Raw genomic sequence first — 21,933 nt, 5'->3', positions numbered from 1 at the left:
CCAGGTTCAGCTCAGACGAGGACTTTCTTCGGCATCACCCTCGGTTTGACTCCGTACCGCGGGCCTGGCCGCGCACCAGCACCGTTGGTGCCGGCGACCATCCCCGCCGGGCTCGGCACGTCCTCGTCGGGAACCGCCCAGCCCGTGCCGTGGGAGGCGGCGCCGCCGGTCGCAGCCGGTGCCGCGGTAGTCCAGCCCACCGGCACCGACAGCGCACCGACCGAGGATGCATCGCCAACGCCCGCGGAGGTGACCGTTTGGGCCAGTGCGGATCCCGCCGCGGCCGCCGGGGCGACCCCGCCCGCGGAGGTTGCGGTATTGGCGCTGGTCTGCAGGGTCAGCAGATTGGCAGCGATCATGGTGGCATAGTCCGCGGTCGCGCCCAGGCCGTGAAACGCGGACTCTACGAACCGCGGAATATCCAGAAAGATGATGTCCTCTATGAAAGCGCCGAGTGACGTCACATGCGGTGAGGATGTCACGGGAGCCGACAGGCTCATGACGGCATCGGAGACCGTGCTGATCAGGTTCTCGAAACCCGCCTGCTGCACCGAAACAGAGGCGGCAGCGTGGCTGACCGCGGCCGCCTGGCTGGCGATCCCGCCCGGATTGGTGGTCTCCGACGGCCGGGTCAGTGGATTCAGTCTTACGGCACCCGCGCAAGAGGCCGCATAGCTGTACATGGCCGACGCGTCTTGGGCCCACATCTCGCCGTAACGTGCCTCGGTAGCCGCGATAGCCGGCACATTTTGCCCAAAGATGTTGGTCGCCATCAGTGCCGCCAGCCGCGCTCGGTTCGCCGCAACCTCGGCCGGGGGCACTGTCATGGCGAATGCGGTTTCGAAGGCGGCCACCGACGCCGCGGCCTGCGCCGCAGCAAGTGCTGAGGATTCAGCGGTGTAGCTCAACCAGGCCAGCAACGGCTGTGCCGCGGCGGCCATCGACAGCGACGCGGTGCCCAACCACTGATCGGAACTGAGCCGGGTGATGACCGACTCGATGGCGGACGCGGCGGTGCTCAGCTCGACAGCAATGTCGTTCCATGCCGCCGCGGCCCCCAGCAGCGGAGCCGCTCCCGCGCCGAAGTACATGCGCGCGGAGTTTATCTCCGGAGGTAGAGCTCCAAAATCCACTTGGGATTCCATTTCTCGTTCTAGCCGGGGATATTGGCGTTCTGTGCTCCAGGTGTGGCATCCATTATCCAACAGCCTGCCCGCCAATGCGGGCTCAAGCGCGCCGATTGCAGCTTCTTATCGCAACGCACTCGAAGTTTGCCTGCACCCGAGTTCCTTGCCGGACACAATTGCCGTCTCGGCGTAGCTGTCGCCGATTGTGCGAGCAGGAAGTCCGCGCAGCGCTCTCCGATCATGATCGAGGGGGCATTGGTGTTGGCGCGGGGAATGCGAGGCAGCGCCGAGGCGTCTGCGACACGGAGGCCCTCGACACCGCGGACACGGAGCACCTGCCCGACAACGGATGCGACCGACACGCACATCACGGCAGCACGGGACTCACTCCATCAATTGCGCCGCGACCGTCGCGCCGAGGTTCCAACACGCCTCGACATCTGCCTTGGTCGGCTTACCCATCACCACGACGGTCTGGGCGGCCTTTACCCACCCGAGCCCGGCGGTGATGCCGTCGATGGCACGTAGGGCTCCCTCGGTGCCCTCATTGCCGTGCATCCAGGCCCCGAAGGGCCGACCTCGCGTCGAGTCGAGCAGTTGGTAGTAGGACTGGTCAAACGCGTGCTTGAGCGCGCCCGAGATGTAGCCAAGGTTCGCCGGGCTGCCCAGCAAGTACCCGTGCGCCTCGAGCATCTCTACCGGTGAGACGGTCAGCGCGGGCCGCCGGACGACCTCCACACCCTCGATCTCAGGGTCAGTCGCCCCGGCCACCACCGCCTCGAACATCTCCTGGCAGTGCGGCGACGGGGTGTGGTGCACGATCAACAATCGCTTGCTCACTGCCGCGCCTGCAGTTCGACAGCGGTTTTCATGGCTTCGCGGGCACGGCGGCGGTCCCCCGCGTAATCGTAGGCACGGGCCAGCCGGTACCAGCGCCGCCAATTTTGCGGGTCCTCTTCCAACTCGGCGCGCATCGTGTCGAACAACGCGTCAGCCGCATCGCGCTCGATCCGGCCCGACGCGCGCCGCGGCAGCCCGTCGGCGTCGAGTTCCAGTCCCTCTTCGGCGATGAGGCGGGCCAGCTTCTGATGCGTGAATCCAGCTCGCAGCGTCGCGACCATCGCCCATAACCCGATCAGCGGCATGATCAGCAGCGCCAACCCCAGCCCCACCGCGGCCGCGCGACCCGAGCCGATCATCGCGAACGCAAGCCGGCCGAGCATGACGAAATACGCCAGCAGGGCTACGCACATGAAGGCGATCAGCACCTGAACACGCACGGTGCGCACAGTGTCACTCATGGTCACTCACTGCAGGTTGAGCAGCGGCTCAATACCTATGGTCAGGCCGGGACGCTCCCGGACCCGACGCACCGCCAGCAGCACACCGGGCACAAACGATGTCCGGTCCAGGCTGTCGTGGCGGATTGTGAGCGTCTCCCCCTGCGTACCGAACAACACCTCCTGGTGAGCGACGAGTCCGGCCAAGCGCACCGCGTGCACCGGGATCCCGTCGACGTCGGCGCCACGAGCTCCCGGCAGGCTGGTGCTGGTGGCATCGGGGTTGGGCGCCAGGCCTTCCCGCGCCTCGGCGATCAGCTTTGCGGTACGGGTGGCCGTGCCCGATGGTGCGTCCGCCTTTTGTGGATGATGCAGCTCGATGATCTCAGCGGAGTCGAAGAACGGCGCAGCCTGCTTGGCGAAATGCATGGATAACACCGCCCCGATAGCAAAATTCGGCGCGATCAACACTGCCGTGCTGGGCTTTTTGGCCAGCCATGATTGCACCTGCGCGATCCGCTCGGCGGTGAAACCTGTGGTTCCGACCACGGCGTGAATTCCATTGTCGATCAGGAACTCCAGGTTGCCCATCACCACGTCGGGGTGGGTGAAGTCGATGACGGCCTCAGTGTTTGTCTCGGTCAAGGTACTCAGTGGATCACCGGCGTCCACCTCGGCGGACAGGGTCAAGTCCGCAGCGGACTCGACCGCCGAAACCATCGTCGCACCGACTTTTCCCTTGGCTCCCAATACGCCTACTCGCATGGCCTTCACCCTAGACCCGGCACCGTCATCCACAGTCCGGCGTTCATCCACAGCGGCCGTTGACCGCCGCACCCGTGTTGCCACGCACACATAGAATTCGAACATGCATTCGATAGCCGCCTTGTTGGACGCGCTGGATGCGGCGGTGGCGGCGATCGGTGAAGCCGACCTTGGCCACCTCGAGCCCGCCGCTCGGCTGCGCGCGCTGCAGCGGCTGGAGAACGCGCGACGACGCCAAGCGGTGGTCAGCCACGACGTGATCGCGGGCCTGGCCGCCGAAGATCCGGCCGACATCGGCGGCCCGGTCTACAAGGTGGTCGCCGACTGGCTGCGCATCAGCTGCGCCGAAGCCCGTCGCCGGGTTCACGATGCCCAACAACTATCACCGCGCATCACGCTGACCGGCCAATCACTGCCGGCGGAACTGCCCGCCACGGCACAGGTGTGGCGCCGGGGCCTGCTGGATGGCCAGCACGTAAAGGTAATAGCGGCCTTCGTGCGCGATCTCCCCCGGGACACACCGGCCGACACGGTCAGACAAGCAGAACAATTTCTGGCCCGGCAAGCGGTGCAGCTGCGGCCCGACCAACTCGAAAAGGTCGCCAACCGCGCCGCGGTGCTGATCAATCCCGACGGAAAGTTCTCCGACGCCGACCGGGCCCGCCAGCGTGGCTTTACCTGGTGCGCTCAACGCCCCGACGGCATGAGCATCGGCAAGCTCATCGCCACCCCGCAACTGCGTGCCCATCTCGATGCGTGGCTGGCCCGGTTCGCCGCACCCGGCATGTGCAACCCCGATGACGAAACACCCTGCGTCAAAGGCGAACCCACCGACGAGGGCACCGCCAAAGATCTGCGCAGCCCCGCCCAGCGCCGCCACGACGCCCTCAACGCCCTGCTCGACGGCCGGCTGGGCGATCCAAAACTCGGTGCTCACAACGGATTGCCGGTGACGGTCATCGTGTCGACCACGCTGCGGGAACTAACTTCGGGCACGGGCCGCGCGGTGACCGGCGGTGGGACGTTTGTGCCCATGCGCGACGTGATCCGGATGGCCAGCCGCGCATATCACTACTTGGCGGTTTTCGACGAACATTCAAATCGCTCCCTGTATCTCGGACGATCTCGCCGACTGGCCTCGGCCGATCAGCGGCTGGTCCTCTACGCGCAGGACCGCGGCTGCACCCACCCGGGCTGCGACGTGCCCGGCTACTGGTGCGAAGTGCACCACACCGACGAGTGGGCGGCCGGCGGCCCAACCGACGTCGACAAACTCACCTTTGCCTGCAAACCCGATCACAAGCTGGCCGGAAATGGCTGGCGAACAACGAAACTCCCCAACGGACGGACCGCATGGATCCCGCCCCCACAGCTCGACCGCGGCGCACGCACCAATGACTACCATCACCCCGAACGCCTCTTCGACGACGAGGGGCCCTGACCGGGGCTAGTTCTTGAACCGCCCGGCAAACCCGCGCAATGGAAGCTCAGCGCTGGTGATCAAGCCGGGCCGTGCCGCCACCACCGACTTGATCGAGTTGAGGGCGGGCATCCCGGTAACCGTCATGCCGATGGAGGCGAAGTTGTCCGGGTTGGACAGGTCCACACCGGCTTTCGGGAAGATCATGTGCTTGTTGTAGATGCACGGGTCGCCCTTGATCTGGGTGATGTAACAGCCCTTGATGTTCCAGCTCGGGTCGGTGTGCGGCGTCATCTGCCACTCCAGGTGTGTCTCCACTCGCGGCACCCCGCCGACCATGCCCTGATACTTGAGATAGTTACCGCCGAGTGAGCCCTTGGGCAGCGTGTACCAGCCCAGGTCGACGTCCTTGGTGCAGGCCCCGAGTTCGTAACTGAACTTGACCTCGTCGAGCGGCAAGTCGAAACAGTCCGCCATCATCAGCACGCTGTCGGCGAAGACCCGCGTGTACTTCTCCAGCTTGGCCGGAATGTCCGGGTCATCAACCGGTTGACCGTAACCGACCTCGATCCAGGTCTCCTTGGAGTGGTGGCATGACACGTCGACGGACTCGATCGTGGTGACGTTCTCGATCTCGGCCACATCAGCTGAGCACACCACACCCAGGATCTGGTTCAGGCCGGGGTTCATGCCGGTGCCGTAGAACGTGGCGCCGCCCTTTTCACACGCCTCGGCCAACAGCCGCGTCACCGGCTTGCCCGATGGATGTGGATGGTTGTGATCGCGGTGCCACCCGGTGATCCAGTCGGCGGTGGTGACGATATTGATGCCCGCCTCGAGCACTTTGACATAGAGGTCTTCGTCGGGGAACACACCGTGAAACGTGAGCACATCCGGCTTGGCCGCGACGATGTCGGAGACGCTGCCCGTGGCCGTTACGCCGATCGGGCCGATACCGGCCAGTTCCCCGGCATCTGCGCCGACCTTGTCTGGCGAATAGCAGTGCAGCCCGATCAGCTCCAGGTCGGGCCGGGTTTGCAGCCGTTTGATCATCTCGCGACCGACGTTGCCGGTGGCGACCTGAAAGACCCGAATCGGTTGGGGCCGTGCACTCATTCGGTTCAGCCTTTCTGCAACGCTGCATACACCTCGGCGGCGCTGCCGCCGACGCCGTCGGGATAGAACTGCTTGGCCCATCGGCGAATTGCGGTGAATCCGGCGAGTTCATCAGTGGTTAGCGCTGGCGGGTCGCAGTAACGCTGATGAGCCCAGATCTGGATGTCCTGCTCGAACTGACGGATCACTTCCCGGCCGAATTCGGCAGCTTTGAGTTCGGCTCGGGCCGGATCCTTACCAGGGGTACGGCCGATGTAGACCATGAACCGGACATCGGAAGTGGATTCGTCGACCGGCGTGATCGCCGAAATGGTGCGATTGTCGACCATGCCCCAGCTCTTGGTGACCGCCACTCCCAGGCCGCCGTTGATCGCCTCCACGCCGCTGTTGATGTCCTCGATCCGCTGGCCGTCATCGCCTTCGAACGTGATGGTGAAGTCGACGAAAGACACTGGGCCGTCGAAGTCGTGGCGGGTGAACACCGGCACTATCGGAGTGTTGTGCACGTACTTGAAGTGCGCGAAATCCACCCCGTTCTCGAGCACGTATTGCGGATGCAGCTCCAATGTTTGCCGGTAGAGGCGCTGCTGCGGATAGTAGTCGGCGGCGCTGCTGCCATCGTTGAAGCCGGCGAACACATCCGGGGCGTCGAAGAACGGCGCACGGCCTTCGACATCGTGCCAAAGGTAGACCGACGCATTGCGCTCTACCACGGGATAGGTACGAATGCGGCGCCCTCGATTTGGCCGGTCCTGATACGGAATGCACACGTTGCGACCCAGCTGATTCCACTGCCACCCATGGAACGGACACTGCAGCACCTCGCCGACGACCTTGCCGCCGTAGCCGAGGTGGGCGCCAAGATGTTCGCAATAGGCGTTCATCACGATGAGCTGGCCCGACTCGGCCCGCCAGGCGATCAATTCCTGGTCGAAGTACTTCATGGTGCGTACGTCACCCACGCCGATCTCGTCGGACCAGGCGACCTGGAACCATCCGGTCGGCTTCATCGACAGCGGCGGCTTGGCCATCTGAGCAGTCCTCCTCGGCGGCTTCGTACGAATGATAGGCCGCCCCGCCAAAAAATCACAGCACCTTCTATGAAAATGTGAATTTGCCCCTACTGCCATCGCGACAGCCGATACCATCGGCACATGACTCGGGCCGGAGTCGCAGGCAGACGCCCCAACCGGCGCGGCAACGCCACCCGCGAGAGCATGCTCGAAGCGGCGCTGACGTCACTTGCTTCCGGGGATCCGGGCTCGGTTTCGGCCAACCGCATCGCCAAGGAGATCGGAGCCACCTGGGGTGCGGTGCAATACCAGTTTGGCGACGTCGACGGTTTCTGGGCCGCCGTACTGCACCGCACCGCCGAGCGGCGTGCGGGGTCGATGTTGGCATTGTCGAAGCCGCTGCAGTCCGGCCGGCCCCTGCAGGAGCGAGTTGCCGCCGTCATCGAGACCCTGTTTCACGGCCTGGCATCGGCCGATTCACGCGCAATAGAGAACCTGCGCGCCGCGCTGCCCCGAGACCCAGGCGAACTCGAGCGCCTCTATCCCCGCACCGCGGCCGAGCTGTTCTCCTGGGGTAGAAGCTGGCTCGAAACGTGCCAGAACGCCTTCGCCGATCTCGATGTCGACCCCAACCGGGTGCGTGAGGTCGCCGCCCTCATTCCCGGCGCGATGCGGGGGCTGGTGTCAGAGCGACAACTGGGTTCCTACGCCGACCTCGAGCTGGCACGACGCGCGCTCACCAATGCGCTGGCGGGTTACCTGAAGAATTCTCGGACACCCTGAGTCGCTCAGGCGTCGATGACGACCCGAGCGCTGTGCCCCCGCGAAACGCAGACCAGCATTTCGTCGTCACCCTGCGCCGCCCGGCCACGGTGATCAACCCGTCCGGCAAGCACTTTGACCTTGCACGTGCCGCAGAATCCCTGTTGGCAGGAGTACGCGGTCGTCGGATCGCGGTCGAGCATGACGTCCAGCGCTGTCCGATTCGCCGGGATGCTCAGCACCTCGCCGGTGCGCGCGAGCTCCAGCTCGAACGGCACCCCGTCCACGACCGGCGGCGGGCTGAATCGTTCGTAGTGCAAAGGTGCACAAGGATATTCAGCACGCGCCGCGCGTACCGCCTCCAGCATTGGGGGTGGCCCGCACACGTAGACGGCCGTCTTCGGTCCGGCCCCGGCCACCAGATCTTCCACTTGGGCAAAGCGGCCGTGTTCGTCGTCGGCCCACACCGACACCCGCTCCGGTGCGACAGCCACGAGCTCATCGAGTAGGGGCATGTACTCGCGGCTGCGACCGGCATACATCGCGCGCCAATTGACGCCGCGCTGCTGGGCCAGCGCGACCATCGGCAGAATCGGAGTCACCCCGATGCCGCCGATCACAAAGAGCATGTCGTGCTCGGCAGCACCGAGATAGAACGCGTTGCGCGGCCCCTCGAAGACCAGGATGTCTCCCGGTTGGTAAGCGGCGTGCATCTCGATGGAACCGCCGCCCCCGTCGGCGATGCGGCGCACCGCGACGCGGTAGTCGATGCGGCGCCCCGGTGGGCCGCACAGCGAATACTGGCGGCGCCGGCCAGAGGGCAGCTGCACGTCGATGTGCCCCCCGGGTGACCAGGACGGAAGCAATCCGCCGTCCGGGTCTGCCAGGGTCAGCGCGACCACGTCGGGCGCGACGAGTTCGCGCTCAACCACCCTGGCGCGATGTGTCCGGCCCACCGGCGTTACCCGCGACGGATTCCACCGCGAGAACCGGGCGAATCCACCGAACATGGTGCGCACACCCCACAATGCGGTGGCAAAGCGATCCCGGTGGCTGCGACCGTACAGATCGGCGGGCCTGCTGGTCCAGCTGCTCTCCGACACCGCCATATCCCCCAACTTTCTACCGCTGCCGGATGTCCAAGCGTGCGAACATCCGAATCATCGACGGGCTGATGCGCCGCATCGCGTAGCCCACCTTGGATTCCGCGGCCACCGGCAACACGGCCGGCCCGGACCTGATGGCCTTCACGATCGCCTTTGCGGTCGCTTCCGGGGTGAAATTACGACGCCGATAGGCCGCGTCCGCCTTCTGCCGGGCGCGCTCTTGTTGCTCGGTCGACATCCCGGCGTAGACAGTGCTCTTGGCGATGTTGGTGTTGACGAAGCCCGGGCACACCGCTGTGACGCTGATGCCTTCGTCGGCTAGGTCGGCGCGCAACGCTTCGCTGAACCCCAGCACGGCGGCCTTGGTGGTGCTGTAGGCGACCATCGATTTCGACGGGAGATACGCGGCGGCCGACGCGATGTTGATGATCGTTCCGCCCTGACCGCGCTCCACCATCTGGGCGCCGAATGCTCGGCTCCCGCTGATGACGCCACCGACATTGATCCCCAGGATCGCGTCCCAGTGCTGCGGGGTCGTCTCCAAAAACCTGCCCGCCATCCCGATTCCGGCGTTGTTCACCAGGATGTCGACGACACCATGTTCGTCAAGGACTTGCGCGGCAAGGTCGTTCATCGCCGTTTCGTCGCTGACATCGACCTGGTACACGGCCGCCGCCGCGCCCGCGGCGCGCACCTGTGCTGCGCTCTCGTTGGCCGCGGCAAGGTCACGGTCGGCGATTATCACCATGCGGGCGCCCTGGCGCGCCAGCTCCACCGCGGTGGCCCGGCCGATGCCCGCACCCGCCCCGGTGACCAAAGCGAGCTGACCGCGCACCTCACCCGGACCCGCGCGCACCACGGTCGCCGCGGCGTCGCCCGTACCCGCAACGACCCGGTCCACCCAGTCGGCGGTCAGCCGTGCGACCACGTCCGGACGCGAGGTCACCACCCAGTGCCCGCCCTCGATCGGGACCACCCTGCCGCCGCCCGGAATCGCGCCGGTGAAACGTTGCAGAGCCGGTGTCACGAACATGTCTTTCCTGGGCACCAGCACCTGAACCGGCACGCTGGTCTGCGGGAGTGACGACCCATCGGTGACAAATCCGGCGGGCATGTTGGCCCGATAGAGGTTGAGCGCGTTCACATAGTCCCCGATCGAGCGCGGCGTCTGACCACGCTGACTGCGGGTGCTCGATTGACCGATACGCTCAAACACCCCAACGAGTTTCACCCCGATGCCGGAACGGAAGAAGAGTTCCGGCACTACCGGGCACAAGAAGAACCCGATGTATCCCGAACTGGCAAGCTGCCTGGCAACCTGGGCCACCGAGCGGGGGGTGCGCCCCGAGCGCAGGAACGCACCCGCGTACTGCAGGTGCGGGCCCGAGATAGAGGTAAATGAGGCGACCTTTTCCATGACCGAGTCGGCGGTCACCGCGGCCCAGCCCTGAATCGAGCCCCAATCGTGTGCCAGCAGGTGCACCCGATCGACGCCCAGGCTGTCGATCACCGCGCCGGTGTCAGAAACCAGCTGTTCCAGCCGGTATCCGGAACGACTGGCAGGACAGGATGATTCGCCGGAGCCGCGCACGTCATAGGCAACCACGTTGTAGCGATCGCCGAGCAGCTCGGCCACCGGATCCCACAGGTGGTGGTTATCGGGCCAGCCGTGAATGGCCAAAATGGTCGGGCGCTGCGGATCTAGCGGCGTGTAGTGATACACGGCCAGGGTGGCGCCGTCGGATGCGGTGATTCCCGTTCGCGAAGCGGTGTTCATTGGCCTCAGTGCGACGCCCGGGCGGCGGGAGAGACGGCCAGGTAGTCGACGGCCCGCTCGAGTCCACCCAACTGCGAGGGGTGAAAGCCCGGCTTGTAGTAGTCGCCTACCACCCGGATCAGTCGCCACGGGCCGGGCGTCAGACCGCGACGCGCGGACCTGACGTAGTCCCGCCACCGTGGTTTGGTGCCCGGCGCCAGCAGCGGATCCACCGTATACATGAACCGGACCCCGCGAATCCACAGCAACAGCATCACCGGCGTCACGGCCAGCTGCGCACGCACTTGCCGCCAATACCCCGCGCGCAGGTGCTTCATGGTGTCGAACGCCACCGCCTTGTGCTCGACCTCTTCTGCGCCGTGCCACCGGAGCATGTCCAGCATCACCGGGTCGGTGCCGACCACGTCGAGTTGCGGCGAGTTCAGAATCCACTCCCCCAATACGGCGGTGTAGTGCTCGATTGCCGCGATGAAGGAGACCTGCTCCAGCAGCCAGCGGTGCCGTTGTCGCGGATTGCGTCCCGGCTTCTCCGCCAGCAGCTTCCCGAACAGCCACCTGATCTGGTCGGTATAAGGCGTCACGTCCACGCCCTGGGCCTCGAAGTGGGCCAGCACACCGGAGTGTGCCTGGGAGTGCATCGCCTCCTGGCCGATGAACCCCTGCACATCCAGCCGCAGCTGATCATCCTTGATCAATGGCAACGTCTTCTTGAACACCTCGACGAAGAATTCCTCGCCGGCGGGCAGCAGCAGGTGCAGCACGTTGAGCACATGGGTCGGCAGCGGCTCGTTGGGCACGTAATGAAACGGCAGGTTCGCCCAGTCGAACTCGACATCGCGAGCCTCCAGAACGAGACGCTCGTGGTCTGCCGCACCCGATTCTCCAGAGTGCGGCCCTACTGCGCGGTTATCGACGGTGAACATAAGGCCCCCTTGCCTTGGACGTTTACATTAACGCCTCAAATGTCGCCTCAATAGACAACTCGTGCTCGCAAGTATAGTGATGCAATCCCCCGATGGTGAAGAACTCAGTCGCCAGCCTCAGCACGTTGCTTCAGGCGCTGCAGCGTGGTCGCGATGTGCTCGGCGTTTGTCGCGGCCCGATCCTTGACCCCGGTCGCCAGGCCGGCCACCTTGCGGAACCACCCGGGCCGCCGGTCCCAGGTGCTCTCGGTGACCCGGCAACCGCCATCGGCACCGACGATGTCGTACTGCCACCGCGACACCGGAATGAAGATGGAGTGGACATCGAACGCGAAGATCCGGCCCGGTTCCGCGTCGGTCACCGTGCAGGTCGTCTTCCAGCGCCGGCCACCGTTTCGGTTGTGGCCGACGAACACGGCCCCCTTACCGACTCCATCGCCCTTCTGCAGTTCCATCGCCACCGCCTCCTCGGCCAGCGACGCCAGTGTCCTCAGGTCGGTGATCAGTCCGTACACCCGCTCGGGGGTGGCATCGATCTCGACAGTGGCCGCCACAGAAGGCTTGGTCATTGGGTGATCATAACCAGGGCGGACCGGCCTAAAGGGGCGCGGCCCCGCGTAGATGTTCGAAGATCAGCGACGTTTGGGTGCCCGCGACGTTGATGTCCGCGTTGAGGTTCTCCACCACAAATGAGCGCAGGTCATCGGTGTCCCGAGCGGCGACATGCAACAGAAAGTCTTCGGCACCGGCCAGGAAGTAGACATCCATCACCTGTCGCTTGCGGCGGATCTGCTGAATGAAGCTGCGGATCTTGCCACGGGCGTTGGCCTGCAGGCTGACCGAGATCATCGCCTGCAGCGGTTGGCCCACCGCCACGGGGTCGATATCGGTGTAGAACCCGCGGATCACGCCGAGATCGACCAGTCGGCGAACCCGGCCGTGGCATGTCGAAGGCGCGATCCCGACCGCCTGGGCCAGGGCATTGTTGGTGATCCTGGCATCGCCATGCAGCAGCAGCAGGATCTTGCGGTCCATGTCGTCAAGAGCAGCGGGCCGAACATCCTTCGGCGAGTCTCCCCCTCGGCCGCTAGATCCCGTTAGGTCATCAGACATGCATCCACATTACAGAATTATCATCAGTGTAATTGCATAACTTCCGAAGTTTTTTCACACTTATGGAACCGCGTCACACAAGCCCGTCAAACCCCCACCAAATCGGCAGGAGCGAATATGCGAGTCGGTATTCCAACCGAAACCAAAGACAACGAATTCCGGGTTGCGATCACCCCGGCCGGCGTCGCCGCCTTGACCAAGCGCGGCCACGAGGTGCTGATCCAGGCCGGTGCCGGAGAAGGCTCCGCCATCTCCGACTCCGACTTCAAGGCCGCCGGTGCCCAGCTGATCAGCACCGCCGACCAGGTGTGGGCGGATGCGGACCTGCTGCTCAAGGTCAAGGAGCCGATCGAGTCCGAGTACGGCCGGCTGCGCCGGGGCCAGACCCTGTTCACCTACCTGCACCTGGCCGCCTCGCGCGCCTGCACCGATGCCCTGCTGCAGTCCGGCACCACCTCCATCGCCTACGAGACGGTGCAGACCGCCGACGGCGCATTGCCGCTGCTGGCCCCCATGAGCGAGGTCGCCGGGCGCCTGTCCGCCCAGGCTGGCGCCTACCACCTGATGCGCACCCACGGCGGTCGCGGCGTGCTGATGGGCGGCGTCCCCGGCGTCAAGCCGGCCGACGTCGTGGTGATCGGCGCGGGCACGGCCGGCTACAACGCCGCCCGCGTCGCCAACGGCATGGGCGCGATGGTCACCGTGCTGGATGTCAACATCAACAAGCTCCGCCAGATCGACGCGGAGTTCGGCGGTCGTGTCCGGACCCGCTACTCGTCGACCCTCGACCTCGAGGATGCGGCAGTCAACGCCGACCTGCTGATCGGGGCCGTGCTGGTGCCCGGCGCCAAGGCACCCAAGTTGATTCCGAACTCGCTGGTAGCGCGGATGAAGAAGGGCGCCGTGCTGGTGGACATCTCCATCGACCAGGGCGGCTGCTTCGAGGACTCCCGGCCGACCACGCACACGTCGCCGACGTTCACCGTCCACGACACGGTGTTCTACTGCGTCGCGAACATGCCCGGCGCCGCGCCCCGCACGTCGACCTACGCGCTAACCAACGCGACCATGCCCTACGTGCTCAAGCTCGCCGACCTGGGTTGGCAAGCGGCCTGCCTCTCGGATTCTGCACTGGCTAAAGGCCTTTCGACTCACGAAGGCGCGCTGCTGGCAGATCACGTGGCCGCCGACCTCGACCTGCCGTTCACCGACCCGGCGAGCGTGCTCGGCTAACCGAATCACAACCGACGCTGGCCACCTGCCCACCATGCAGGTGGCCAGTGTCGCGTCGGGGGCCGTTGGGCCGGACCTACAGCGACCACACGTCCGGCGCCAGGGCCGCAACGATGTCGGCCGCCGGTCCCGCCTGGGCCGCCCGGTAGGCCGTCCCCGCCCACAGGTTTGTTCCGTGGGGGTCGTCCGCCTCGATCGCCGCCGCCCGGATGGGCTTGGTCATCTGATTGACCTCCGGATAGCCAAGCGGCGCGACCCGGTCAAGCAGTCGAGTGAAGTTGTTCGCCAGCCCTCGCGCATAGCGGCCGGAGAAAGCACGGGTGACTAGCGTGGAGTCGAACTCCGGGTTCTTCAGGGCAACTCGGTGCACCGAGCTGGTACCCGCTTCATCAGCAAGCAACAGCGCCGTCCCCACCTGTGCAGCAACCGCTCCCCTGCGCAGCACGGCTGCGACTTCGTCGGCGGTACCAAGACCGCCCGCCGCGATCAGCGGCACATCGTGGGTATGGCCGATGTGATCGAGTAGTTGGTGCAGGGACTCCTCGCCCGGCTCCGTATCCGGCGCGAACGTACCGCGATGCCCGCCCGCGCCGGGGCCCTGAACCACCAGGTTGTCAGCGCCGGCCGCGATGGCCACCCCGGCCTCATAAGCCGACGTCACCGTGACCGAAACCAACAACCCCAGCGCACTGAGCTGACGGACCACATCGGGCGGCGGCGCACCGAAGGTGAACGACACCAGCTCCGGACGAATGTCGGCCACGACTTCGAGCTTGCGTTCCCACTCGTCGTCATCGCCGTGAATGGGTTGTCCCACCTCGACGTGGTAGTACTCGGCGACCTCCGCGAGTTCTTCTGCGTAGTACTCCAGCTGCAACCAGTCGGCGACGCTGGGCTGGGGCACAAAGATATTGGCTCCGATCGGGCCGGTGGTGGCGGCCCGCGCAGCGGAGATGTCATCGGCGAACTGGTCGGCGGTCCGATACCCGCCAGCGACGAAGCCCAGCCCGCCCGCGTTCGACACGGCCGCGGCCAAGGCCGGGGTTCCTGGGCCGCCCGCCATCGGAGCACCCACGATGGGTACCGCGATGTCCCAGAAACCCAGTACCATCGACCTAATTTACCATCGCTCGAAGTTGTTGCGGCAGCTGTCGTTTCGAGGTATGCGGGCCGAGAACCGCGGCGCCATATCGTTTCACCAGCAGCCGGCGGGCCAGTGCGTTGACCTCGTCGACCGTGACCCGATCGATTTGCTGCAAAGTGTGCTCGATAGTGCGGTGCTTACCGTAGTTCAATTCGCTGCGGCCGATACGGCTCATTCGCGAGCTGGAATCCTCCAGCCCCAGCACCAGCCCGCCACGCAGCGAGCCCTTGGCGATACGGCATTCGGACTCGGTGATGCCGTCGCGTGCCACCGCCTCCAGCACCTCTCTGGTCACGCGCATCACTTCGGCGAAACGTTCCGGAAGACAGGCGGCATACACCGACAGCGCTCCACTGTCAGCGAAGATGTCCAGCGCCGAATAGACCGAATAGGCAAGACCGCGGGACTCGCGGATCTCCTGGAACAGCCGCGAGCTCAATCCGCCGCCCAGCGCGGTATGTAGCACCGACAAAGCCCAGCGGTGCTCCCAGCCACGTCCGGGCGTGCGGACTCCCAACGACACGTGGGTCTGTTCGGCTTCCCGGTCCGCCAGCACCAGCTGCGGGGTGCCGTTGACCCGGCCCGTGCCCTTGCGCGGGGCGACGGGCCGGCGGCCGCGGACCAAGCGTGGCCCGAAGTGCTCGCGCACCAACCCGACCACCTGGTTGTGGTCGACATTGCCGGCTACCGCGACGACCATCCGATCCGGTGTGTAGCGGCGCATGTGAAACGAGTGCAGCTGGGCTCGCGTCATCGCCGAGACGGATTGGGTACTGCCAATCACCGGCCGGCCGACCGGATGGTCACCGTACATGGCCGTCAAGAACATGTCCGCCAGTGCGTCCTCGGGGTCATCGTCGCGCATCGCGATCTCCTCGAGAACGACGTCACGTTCCAGCTCGACATCGTCGGCGGCGCAGCGTCCGTTGAGCACCACGTCGGCCACCAGTTCCACGGCCAGCTCTAGGTCGTTGTCGAGCACGTGCGCGTAGTAGCAGGTGTGCTCCTTGGCGGTGAACGCGTTGAGCTCCCCGCCGACGGCGTCCATCGCCTGAGCGATGTCCACCGCGGTGCGGGTCGGGGTCGACTTGAAGAGCAGGTGCTCGAGGAAGTGCGCGGCACCGGCCACCGTCGTGCCCTCGTCCCGCGACCCGACCCCTACCCAGACCCCGACCGACGCGGAGCGCACCGCAGGCAGGTATTCGGTGACGACCCGCAGACCGCCCGGCAGTGTGGTGCGGCGCAGTGCCGGGACGGCCGCAGGGTCAGCTACTTGCCGTGGCGGCATCGGCCGGCGCCGGGGAATCGGCGGCCGCCGCAGCGGCTGAATCGTCGTCCTCGGCCACCAACACCAGCGAGATCTTGCCGCGCTTGTCGATGTCGGCGATCTCCACCCGCAGCTTGTCGCCGACAGTGACGACGTCCTCGACCTTGGCGATGCGCTTGCCCTTGCCCAGCTTGGAGATGTGCACCAGGCCATCGCGACCGGGCAGCAGCGACACAAACGCACCGAAGTCGGTCGTCTTGACCACCGTGCCCAGGAACCGCTCACCAACGGTGGGCAGTTGTGGGTTGGCGATGGCGTTGATCTTGTCGATGGCAGCCTGAGCCGACGGCCCGTCGGTGGCGCCGACGAACACGGTGCCATCGTCCTCGATGGAGATTTGCGCGCCGGTCTCCTCGGTGATCGAGTTGATGACCTTGCCCTTGGGCCCGATCACCTCACCGATCTTGTCCACCGGAACCTTGATGGTGGTCACCCGAGGCGCGTACGGGCTCATCTCGTCGGGCGTGTCAATGGCCTCGGCCATGACCTCGAGGATGGTCAGGCGCGCATCCTTCGCCTGGGCCAGCGCACCGGCCAGAACCTGCGACGGGATCCCGTCGAGCTTGGTGTCCAGCTGCAGTGCCGTGACGAAGTCCTTGGTTCCGGCGACCTTGAAGTCCATGTCACCGAACGCGTCTTCGGCGCCCAGGATGTCGGTCAAGGTGACGAAACGGCGCTCGGTCTTGCCGTCCACCTCGACATCGTCGGACACCAGGCCCATGGCGATACCGGCCACCGGCGCCTTCAACGGCACACCGGCGTTGAGCAGCGCCAGCGTCGAAGCGCACACCGACCCCATCGAGGTCGAGCCGTTGGAACCCAGCGCTTCGGATACCTGGCGAATGGCGTACGGGAATTCCTCAACGCTGGGCAGCACCGGCATCAGCGCCCGCTCCGCCAGCGCACCGTGCCCGATCTCCCGTCGCTTGGGCGAACCGACCCGGCCGGTCTCACCAGTGGAGAACGGCGGGAAGTTGTAGTGGTGCATGTACCGCTTGGTGGTCTCCGGCCCCAGCGAGTCGATCTGCTGCGCCATCTTGACCATGTCCAGCGTGGTCACGCCGAGAATCTGGGTCTCACCGCGCTCGAACAGCGCGCTGCCGTGGGCCCGCGGAACCAGGGCGACTTCGGCCGACAATGCGCGGATGTCGGTGATGCCGCGGCCGTCGATGCGGAAGTGATCGGTGACGATGCGCTGCCGTACCAGCTTCTTGGTCAGCGAGCGGAACGCGGCGCCGATCTCTTTTTCCCGGCCCTCGTAGGTGTCGGCCAGCCGTTCGAGCACCTCGGCCTTGATTTCCTCGGTGCGCTGGTTTCGTTCGGCCTTACCACCGATGGTCAACGCCGCGGCCAGTCCATCGGTAGCCACCGAGGACACCGCGTAGTAGACGTCGTCGCCGTATTCGGGGAACACCGGATATTCGGCACCGGTCTTGGCGGTGGCCCCAGATGCGTCGGCCAGCTCCTGCTGCGCGGTGCACAGCGCCGCGATGAACGGCTTGGCCGCTTCCAGACCCTGCGCGACCACGCTCTCGGTCGGCGCCGGGGCGCCACCCTCAACCAGCTCGATGACCTTGTCGGTGGCCTCGGCCTCGACCATCATGATCGCGACGTCGGGCGTGCCGTCTTCCTCGGTGCCGACAATCCGGCCGGCAACCACCATGTCGAACACGGCGCGCTCGAGCTGCTCGACGTTGGGGAATGCGACCCACTGGCCGTCGATGAGGGCCACCCGCACGCCCCCGACGGGACCAGAGAACGGCAGCCCGGCCAGTTGGGTGGAGGCCGACGCGGCGTTGATCGCCACCACGTCGTAGAGGTCGTTGGGGTCCAGGCTCAGAATCGTCACCACGACCTGGATCTCGTTGCGCAGTCCGTTGACGAACGACGGCCGCAGCGGGCGGTCGATGAGCCGGCAGGTCAGGATCGCGTCGGTGGAGGGGCGGCCCTCACGACGGAAGAACGAACCGGGGATGCGGCCGGCGGCATACATCCGCTCTTCGACATCGACGGTCAGCGGAAAGAAGTCGAAATGCTCTTTGGGGTTCTTGCTGGCGGTGGTCGCCGACAGCAACATGTTCTCGTCGTCGAGGTATGCGACCACCGAGCCGGCGGCCTGCTGGGCCAATCGGCCAGTCTCGAAACGGATGGTGCGGGTGCCGAAGCTCCCGTTGTCGATGGTGGCGGTTGCTTCGAACACGCCTTCTTCAGTTTCAGCTACAGACATAACGTCCGTGCGGCCCTCTCTGGGTTATTCAGCTGTTTCGCGGCGTCACACGTAACCCGATGAGTTTGCAGGACTCCTCGCGGACCCAGATGGGCCGGCCTGGATGCGGCTACGGCCGTCGATCGAAGCGGCCGGACTTTCCCCAGATCCGGGGTGCCCGGCAGCCACTACCGAAGACCGCCCGATACAGGCAGGGCTGCTCCCTCGGACATGCGTAGCGACTCGCTGGAACGGCGCACGCGGATCTGCGTGAACCGCACCACAGTGCCTGGGCCGAATGGGCCCAGAACTTCCTCACTGTACACCGGCCAATTCGCCACGATGCCCGGCCATGATGGGAACCTGTCGACGATTATCGAGGGCTCCGGGTCTAAGCCAATTCCAGTTCCGCGAAATCGTCGGCGACCTTCTCGAGCTCGCCCAACTCGTGGTCCCAGCAGAACACCTCGTCGCGCAATGCCGAACCATTCACACCAGGCAACAACACGAGCCGGTCGCCGCAACCGTTGGCCCCAATGGCGACGGCGTTGACCGGAAAGCCGAACCATTCCTTGGAGCTTGCCGTCTCGCGGACAATGTCATTGCAGGTCCGCTTCAGCCGCTGTTTGTCGCTCGTGTCAAAGAAGGGGTGCAAGTCCCAGACGTCCGAGGACGTCTCGACAGCTCCACCGTTATCGGCCATCATCTTCGCCCGGAACGCCGCGGGGAAGGTAACTCCGAGCTTCTCCTCGGTGTCGAGGATGTACTTCTCAGCGACCGGGAAGGGCATCGACTTCTCCTGATGGAACGATCAAACTCACCCACTACGTCTGGGAACTGCCGCCGACGTCCTCCACACAGACAACGAACCGCCGTTCGGTGTAGGTGTAGCCCACACCGCTGGCGCACTGATCCACGGTGACCGGGGATGCGACATCTTGGAGAATCTGGGTGGCCCGTTGCCGGTGCGGCGCCGACGCGTCGTTGCAGCCCACTCGAAACGGGTCGGTCTTGTGGTCCGGGTCGACACTCATACAACTGCCCAGCACCCAGTCGACGTCCAGGCACAGGGTGCTGTTTGCGCCGCCCAGCACGTTGCGGCTGGAGTACGACGAATCCACGTCGGCCGGGCACTCCGTGCGGTCGGTCCCATCCTTGGCGACGGCAACGACCTTGAAGTTGGAGTCCTCGCTGCCGCACGCGGCCTTGGTGGCCTGCGGCCGGTCCGGCGGTCCGGCAAGTTTGAGGCAGTCACCCACCGCCAGGTCGGCGGCCTTGGTGGTTGACGAGCAACCCACCAAGACGCCGGATGCCGGCACCGCCAGAGCCATCAGCACGGCCAAGAACAAGGCGCGCATCGCGCCGGGGGTCAGCGACGCAGGCCCAGCCGCTCAATGAGCGAGCGATAGCGCTGCACATCGATCTGGGAGATGTACTTGATCAGCCGGCGCCGGCGCCCCACCAGGAGCAGCAGTCCACGCCGCGAGTGGTGGTCGTGCTTGTGCACCTTGAGGTGCTCGGTGAGGTCAGAGATCCGCTTGGTCAGCAGCGCAATCTGCGCCTCCGGGGATCCGGTGTCGGTCTCATGAAGACCGTAGGAATTCAGAATTTCCTTTTTCTGCTCGGCAGTCAGCGCCACGAAACATCTCCATCAATTGGTCCGCGATCAGGGATTAGCCGGCGCGGCCACCGCGAACCGCAGCACGCGCCGATGTCGTCGGGCAGTCTAGCAGCGGTGTGGCCGACAGACACAAACGCCGCGGGTCAGCCGGTCGACAGCAGGACCCGGGTCCGTTCGGTATCCGCCCCGATCTCGGCGACCAGTTCGGGCACGGAAGCGAATTTCTTCTGGCCTCGGATGCGGGCAACGAAGTCCAGCGCCACGTGCTGACCGTAGAGGTCCGCGGCGGTGTCCAGGACAAACGCCTCGACCGTGCGGGTGCGTCCGGAGAAAGTCGGGTTGGTCCCGACCGAGACGGCCGCCTGGTAACGCTCCCCCGGTATGACCGCGCCGGTCACCGGGCCGTGTCCCAGGACGGTGAACCAGGCGGCGTAGACCCCGTCGGCCGGTATGGCCGAATACATCGGGGGCGCAACGTTAGCGGTGGGGAACCCCAGTTCGGCGCCACGCCCGTAGCCGCGGACCACGACGCCCTCGACGCGATGCGGGCGGCCCAGGGCTTCGGTGGCCGCCATGACATCACCGGCGTCCACACACGACCGGATGTAGGTGGACGAGAATGTCACGGTCTCGTTGCTGTGGTGCTCGGACACCAGCGACATGGCCTCCACGGCGAACCCGAATCGCTCGCCGGCGTGGCGCAGGGTGTCGACGCTGCCGGCCGCCTTCTTGCCGAAGGTGAAGTTCTCACCGACCACGACCTCGACCACGTGCAGGTGCTCGACCAGCAGTTCGTGGATGAAGCGATCCGGTGTGAGCTTCATGAAATCGGTGGTGAACGGCATCACCAGGAACACGTCGATGCCCAGCTCTTCGACCAACTCAGCGCGACGGGTCAGCGTCGTCAGCTGCGCCGGGTGGCTGCCGGGGTAGACCACTTCCATCGGGTGTGGATCGAAGGTCATCATCACGGTCGGCACGCCGCGCGCCCTACCGGCCTTCACGGCGTGCGCGATCAACTCGGCATGCCCGCGGTGCACACCGTCGAATACCCCGACGGTGAGCACGCATCTGCCCCAGTCCGTGGGGATCTCGTCCTGGCCACGCCACCGCTGCACAACCGCAAGCCTACGGCGCGATGGGACCGCGGCGTACAGCATCGCTGGGGTTGGCGGGTCTTGGCGGCACTGTCCGAGCGGGTTCGGCGCGCGCTCGGACGGTCATCGGGGCCCACCGGGACACGCTCGTTTGGCGGGCTGGACCGCCGATCAGGCGTGGGTTGCCTAAACTTTCTCCTTGTGAGGGCTGACGAGGAGCCTGGCGGTCTCACCACGGTTGCCCAGGACTATCTGAAAGTCATTTGGACGGCTCAGGAGTGGTCGCGGGAAAGGGTCAGCACCAAGATGCTGGCGGAGAAGATCGGCGTGTCGGCCAGCACCGCTTCGGAGTCGATACGCAAACTCGCCGAGCAGGGCCTGGTTGACCACGAAAAGTACGGTGCAGTGACCCTGACCGACTCGGGGCGGCGAGCCGCGCTGGCGATGGTGCGCCGGCACCGGCTCTTGGAAACCTTCCTGGTCAATGAGCTCGGCTACGGCTGGGATGAGGTGCACGACGAGGCCGAGGTGCTCGAGCACGCGGTATCGGATCGCCTGGTGGCCCGGATCGACGCGAAGCTGGGCTTCCCGCGGCGGGATCCCCATGGTGATCCCATTCCCGCCTCCGACGGGCAAGTGCCCACCCCACCGGCCCGCCAGCTGTGGGCCTGTCGGGATGGTGACACCGCGACCGTGGCACGCATATCCGATGCCGACCCGGAGATGCTGCGGTATTTCGACAGTGTCGGGATCAACCTCGACTCGCAGCTGCGGGTCCTGACCCGGCGTGAATTCGCCGGCATGATCTCGGTGGCGATCGAATCGGCCGACGGCGCCGCGAACACGGTCGATTTGGGGAGCCCCGCGGCGCGAGCGATCTGGGTGGTGGCCTGATCGGTCTGA

22 protein-coding genes and 1 pseudogene are annotated in these 21,933 nt (G+C 65.7%); 4 read left to right on the top strand and 19 right to left on the bottom strand.

What is annotated here, in order from left to right; translation table 11 throughout:
- Window positions 1–11 precede the first annotated feature (11 nt).
- From CCUG20998_RS09305 to dapB, 5 genes and pseudogenes are all read right to left on the bottom strand, one after another.
- Entirely contained in the window at window positions 12–1,133 is a 1,122-nt protein-coding gene (locus tag CCUG20998_RS09305) for a PPE family protein (protein ID WP_181005673.1), read from the bottom strand.
- 200 nt (window positions 1,134–1,333) lie between these two features.
- A pseudogene (locus tag CCUG20998_RS28370) lies at window positions 1,334–1,480 on the bottom strand (GMC oxidoreductase); the annotation flags it as partial.
- 31 nt (window positions 1,481–1,511) lie between these two features.
- Complete coding sequence (locus CCUG20998_RS09295; RefSeq protein WP_099052703.1) at window positions 1,512–1,913, bottom strand: flavodoxin family protein; 402 nt, start codon at window positions 1,911–1,913, stop codon at window positions 1,512–1,514.
- Window positions 1,914–1,963: 50 nt separating this feature from the next.
- Entirely contained in the window at window positions 1,964–2,428 is a 465-nt protein-coding gene (locus CCUG20998_RS09290) for a hypothetical protein (RefSeq protein ID WP_036455799.1), read from the bottom strand.
- Window positions 2,429–2,434: 6 nt separating this feature from the next.
- Window positions 2,435–3,172 (bottom strand): 4-hydroxy-tetrahydrodipicolinate reductase, encoded by a 738-nt coding sequence (gene dapB / locus CCUG20998_RS09285; protein ID WP_020728356.1) that lies wholly within the window; start codon window positions 3,170–3,172, stop codon window positions 2,435–2,437.
- Between the two features lie 103 nt (window positions 3,173–3,275).
- On the opposite strand from dapB, the gene CCUG20998_RS09280 reads away from it, so the two are divergent.
- Window positions 3,276–4,613: an HNH endonuclease signature motif containing protein gene (locus CCUG20998_RS09280; RefSeq protein ID WP_020728355.1), complete on the top strand. Its 1,338-nt coding sequence runs from the start codon at window positions 3,276–3,278 to the stop codon at window positions 4,611–4,613.
- Window positions 4,614–4,619: 6 nt separating this feature from the next.
- Here CCUG20998_RS09280 and CCUG20998_RS09275 read toward each other — a convergent pair whose 3' ends face one another.
- Together CCUG20998_RS09275 and CCUG20998_RS09270 are read right to left on the bottom strand one after the other, a co-directional pair.
- Window positions 4,620–5,708 carry an NAD(P)H-dependent amine dehydrogenase family protein gene (locus tag CCUG20998_RS09275; protein ID WP_020728354.1) on the bottom strand — a complete coding sequence of 363 codons (1,089 nt, stop codon included), beginning with the start codon at window positions 5,706–5,708 and terminating at the stop codon, window positions 4,620–4,622.
- Window positions 5,709–5,713: 5 nt separating this feature from the next.
- Window positions 5,714–6,739 (bottom strand): aromatic ring-hydroxylating dioxygenase subunit alpha, encoded by a 1,026-nt coding sequence (locus tag CCUG20998_RS09270; RefSeq protein ID WP_020728353.1) that lies wholly within the window; start codon window positions 6,737–6,739, stop codon window positions 5,714–5,716.
- 123 nt (window positions 6,740–6,862) lie between these two features.
- On the opposite strand from CCUG20998_RS09270, the gene CCUG20998_RS09265 reads away from it, so the two are divergent.
- Window positions 6,863–7,504 (top strand): TetR/AcrR family transcriptional regulator, encoded by a 642-nt coding sequence (locus CCUG20998_RS09265; protein ID WP_012393724.1) that lies wholly within the window; start codon window positions 6,863–6,865, stop codon window positions 7,502–7,504.
- Window positions 7,505–7,509: 5 nt separating this feature from the next.
- Here CCUG20998_RS09265 and CCUG20998_RS09260 read toward each other — a convergent pair whose 3' ends face one another.
- From CCUG20998_RS09260 to aldR, 5 genes are all read right to left on the bottom strand, one after another.
- Window positions 7,510–8,592: a PDR/VanB family oxidoreductase gene (locus CCUG20998_RS09260; RefSeq protein WP_020728352.1), complete on the bottom strand. Its 1,083-nt coding sequence runs from the start codon at window positions 8,590–8,592 to the stop codon at window positions 7,510–7,512.
- A 13-nt stretch (window positions 8,593–8,605) separates the two neighbouring features.
- Complete coding sequence (locus tag CCUG20998_RS09255; protein WP_020728351.1) at window positions 8,606–10,366, bottom strand: SDR family oxidoreductase; 1,761 nt, start codon at window positions 10,364–10,366, stop codon at window positions 8,606–8,608.
- 5 nt (window positions 10,367–10,371) lie between these two features.
- Entirely contained in the window at window positions 10,372–11,289 is a 918-nt protein-coding gene (locus CCUG20998_RS09250) for a metal-dependent hydrolase (RefSeq protein WP_011740189.1), read from the bottom strand.
- 104 nt (window positions 11,290–11,393) lie between these two features.
- Window positions 11,394–11,858, bottom strand: a complete 465-nt coding sequence (locus tag CCUG20998_RS09245; RefSeq protein WP_011740188.1) for an SRPBCC family protein — start codon at window positions 11,856–11,858, stop codon at window positions 11,394–11,396.
- A 28-nt stretch (window positions 11,859–11,886) separates the two neighbouring features.
- Window positions 11,887–12,402 carry an HTH-type transcriptional regulator AldR gene (aldR, locus tag CCUG20998_RS09240; RefSeq protein ID WP_081650992.1) on the bottom strand — a complete coding sequence of 172 codons (516 nt, stop codon included), beginning with the start codon at window positions 12,400–12,402 and terminating at the stop codon, window positions 11,887–11,889.
- A gap of 117 nt (window positions 12,403–12,519) precedes the next feature.
- Here aldR and ald point away from each other — a divergent pair, with 117 nt between their 5' ends.
- Window positions 12,520–13,635, top strand: coding sequence for an alanine dehydrogenase (gene ald / locus CCUG20998_RS09235; RefSeq protein WP_020728350.1), 1,116 nt, complete (start codon window positions 12,520–12,522; stop codon window positions 13,633–13,635).
- A gap of 76 nt (window positions 13,636–13,711) precedes the next feature.
- Here ald and CCUG20998_RS09230 read toward each other — a convergent pair whose 3' ends face one another.
- The 7 genes from CCUG20998_RS09230 to CCUG20998_RS09200 form a co-directional block, all read right to left on the bottom strand.
- Window positions 13,712–14,746, bottom strand: coding sequence for a nitronate monooxygenase (locus tag CCUG20998_RS09230; protein ID WP_012393719.1), 1,035 nt, complete (start codon window positions 14,744–14,746; stop codon window positions 13,712–13,714).
- Between the two features lie 4 nt (window positions 14,747–14,750).
- Complete coding sequence (locus CCUG20998_RS09225) at window positions 14,751–16,067, bottom strand: M16 family metallopeptidase (protein ID WP_020728349.1); 1,317 nt, start codon at window positions 16,065–16,067, stop codon at window positions 14,751–14,753.
- Window positions 16,045–18,333 carry a polyribonucleotide nucleotidyltransferase gene (locus CCUG20998_RS09220; RefSeq protein ID WP_036455454.1) on the bottom strand — a complete coding sequence of 763 codons (2,289 nt, stop codon included), beginning with the start codon at window positions 18,331–18,333 and terminating at the stop codon, window positions 16,045–16,047. Before CCUG20998_RS09220 ends, CCUG20998_RS09225 begins: the two co-directional genes overlap by 23 nt.
- Before the next feature lie 370 nt (window positions 18,334–18,703).
- The gene (locus CCUG20998_RS09215) at window positions 18,704–19,102 is read right to left on the bottom strand and encodes an SMI1/KNR4 family protein (protein ID WP_020728347.1); all 399 of its coding nucleotides are present in this window, start codon (window positions 19,100–19,102) and stop codon (window positions 18,704–18,706) included.
- A gap of 34 nt (window positions 19,103–19,136) precedes the next feature.
- Window positions 19,137–19,670 carry an LppU family putative lipoprotein gene (lppU, locus tag CCUG20998_RS09210; protein WP_036455451.1) on the bottom strand — a complete coding sequence of 178 codons (534 nt, stop codon included), beginning with the start codon at window positions 19,668–19,670 and terminating at the stop codon, window positions 19,137–19,139.
- Between the two features lie 11 nt (window positions 19,671–19,681).
- Window positions 19,682–19,951, bottom strand: a complete 270-nt coding sequence (rpsO, locus tag CCUG20998_RS09205) for a 30S ribosomal protein S15 (protein WP_011740180.1) — start codon at window positions 19,949–19,951, stop codon at window positions 19,682–19,684.
- Window positions 19,952–20,076: 125 nt separating this feature from the next.
- Window positions 20,077–21,051 (bottom strand): bifunctional riboflavin kinase/FAD synthetase, encoded by a 975-nt coding sequence (locus CCUG20998_RS09200; protein ID WP_012393715.1) that lies wholly within the window; start codon window positions 21,049–21,051, stop codon window positions 20,077–20,079.
- Window positions 21,052–21,231: 180 nt separating this feature from the next.
- On the opposite strand from CCUG20998_RS09200, the gene mntR reads away from it, so the two are divergent.
- Window positions 21,232–21,924: a manganese-binding transcriptional regulator MntR gene (gene mntR, locus CCUG20998_RS09195; protein WP_012393714.1), complete on the top strand. Its 693-nt coding sequence runs from the start codon at window positions 21,232–21,234 to the stop codon at window positions 21,922–21,924.
- Window positions 21,925–21,933: the final 9 nt, after the last annotated feature.

The organism is Mycobacterium marinum, assembly GCF_003391395.1.
Lineage (GTDB): Bacteria > Actinomycetota > Actinomycetes > Mycobacteriales > Mycobacteriaceae > Mycobacterium > Mycobacterium marinum.
Note: the sequence above shows the minus strand (reverse complement) of the source record. Positions and strands in the feature narration are given on the sequence as shown.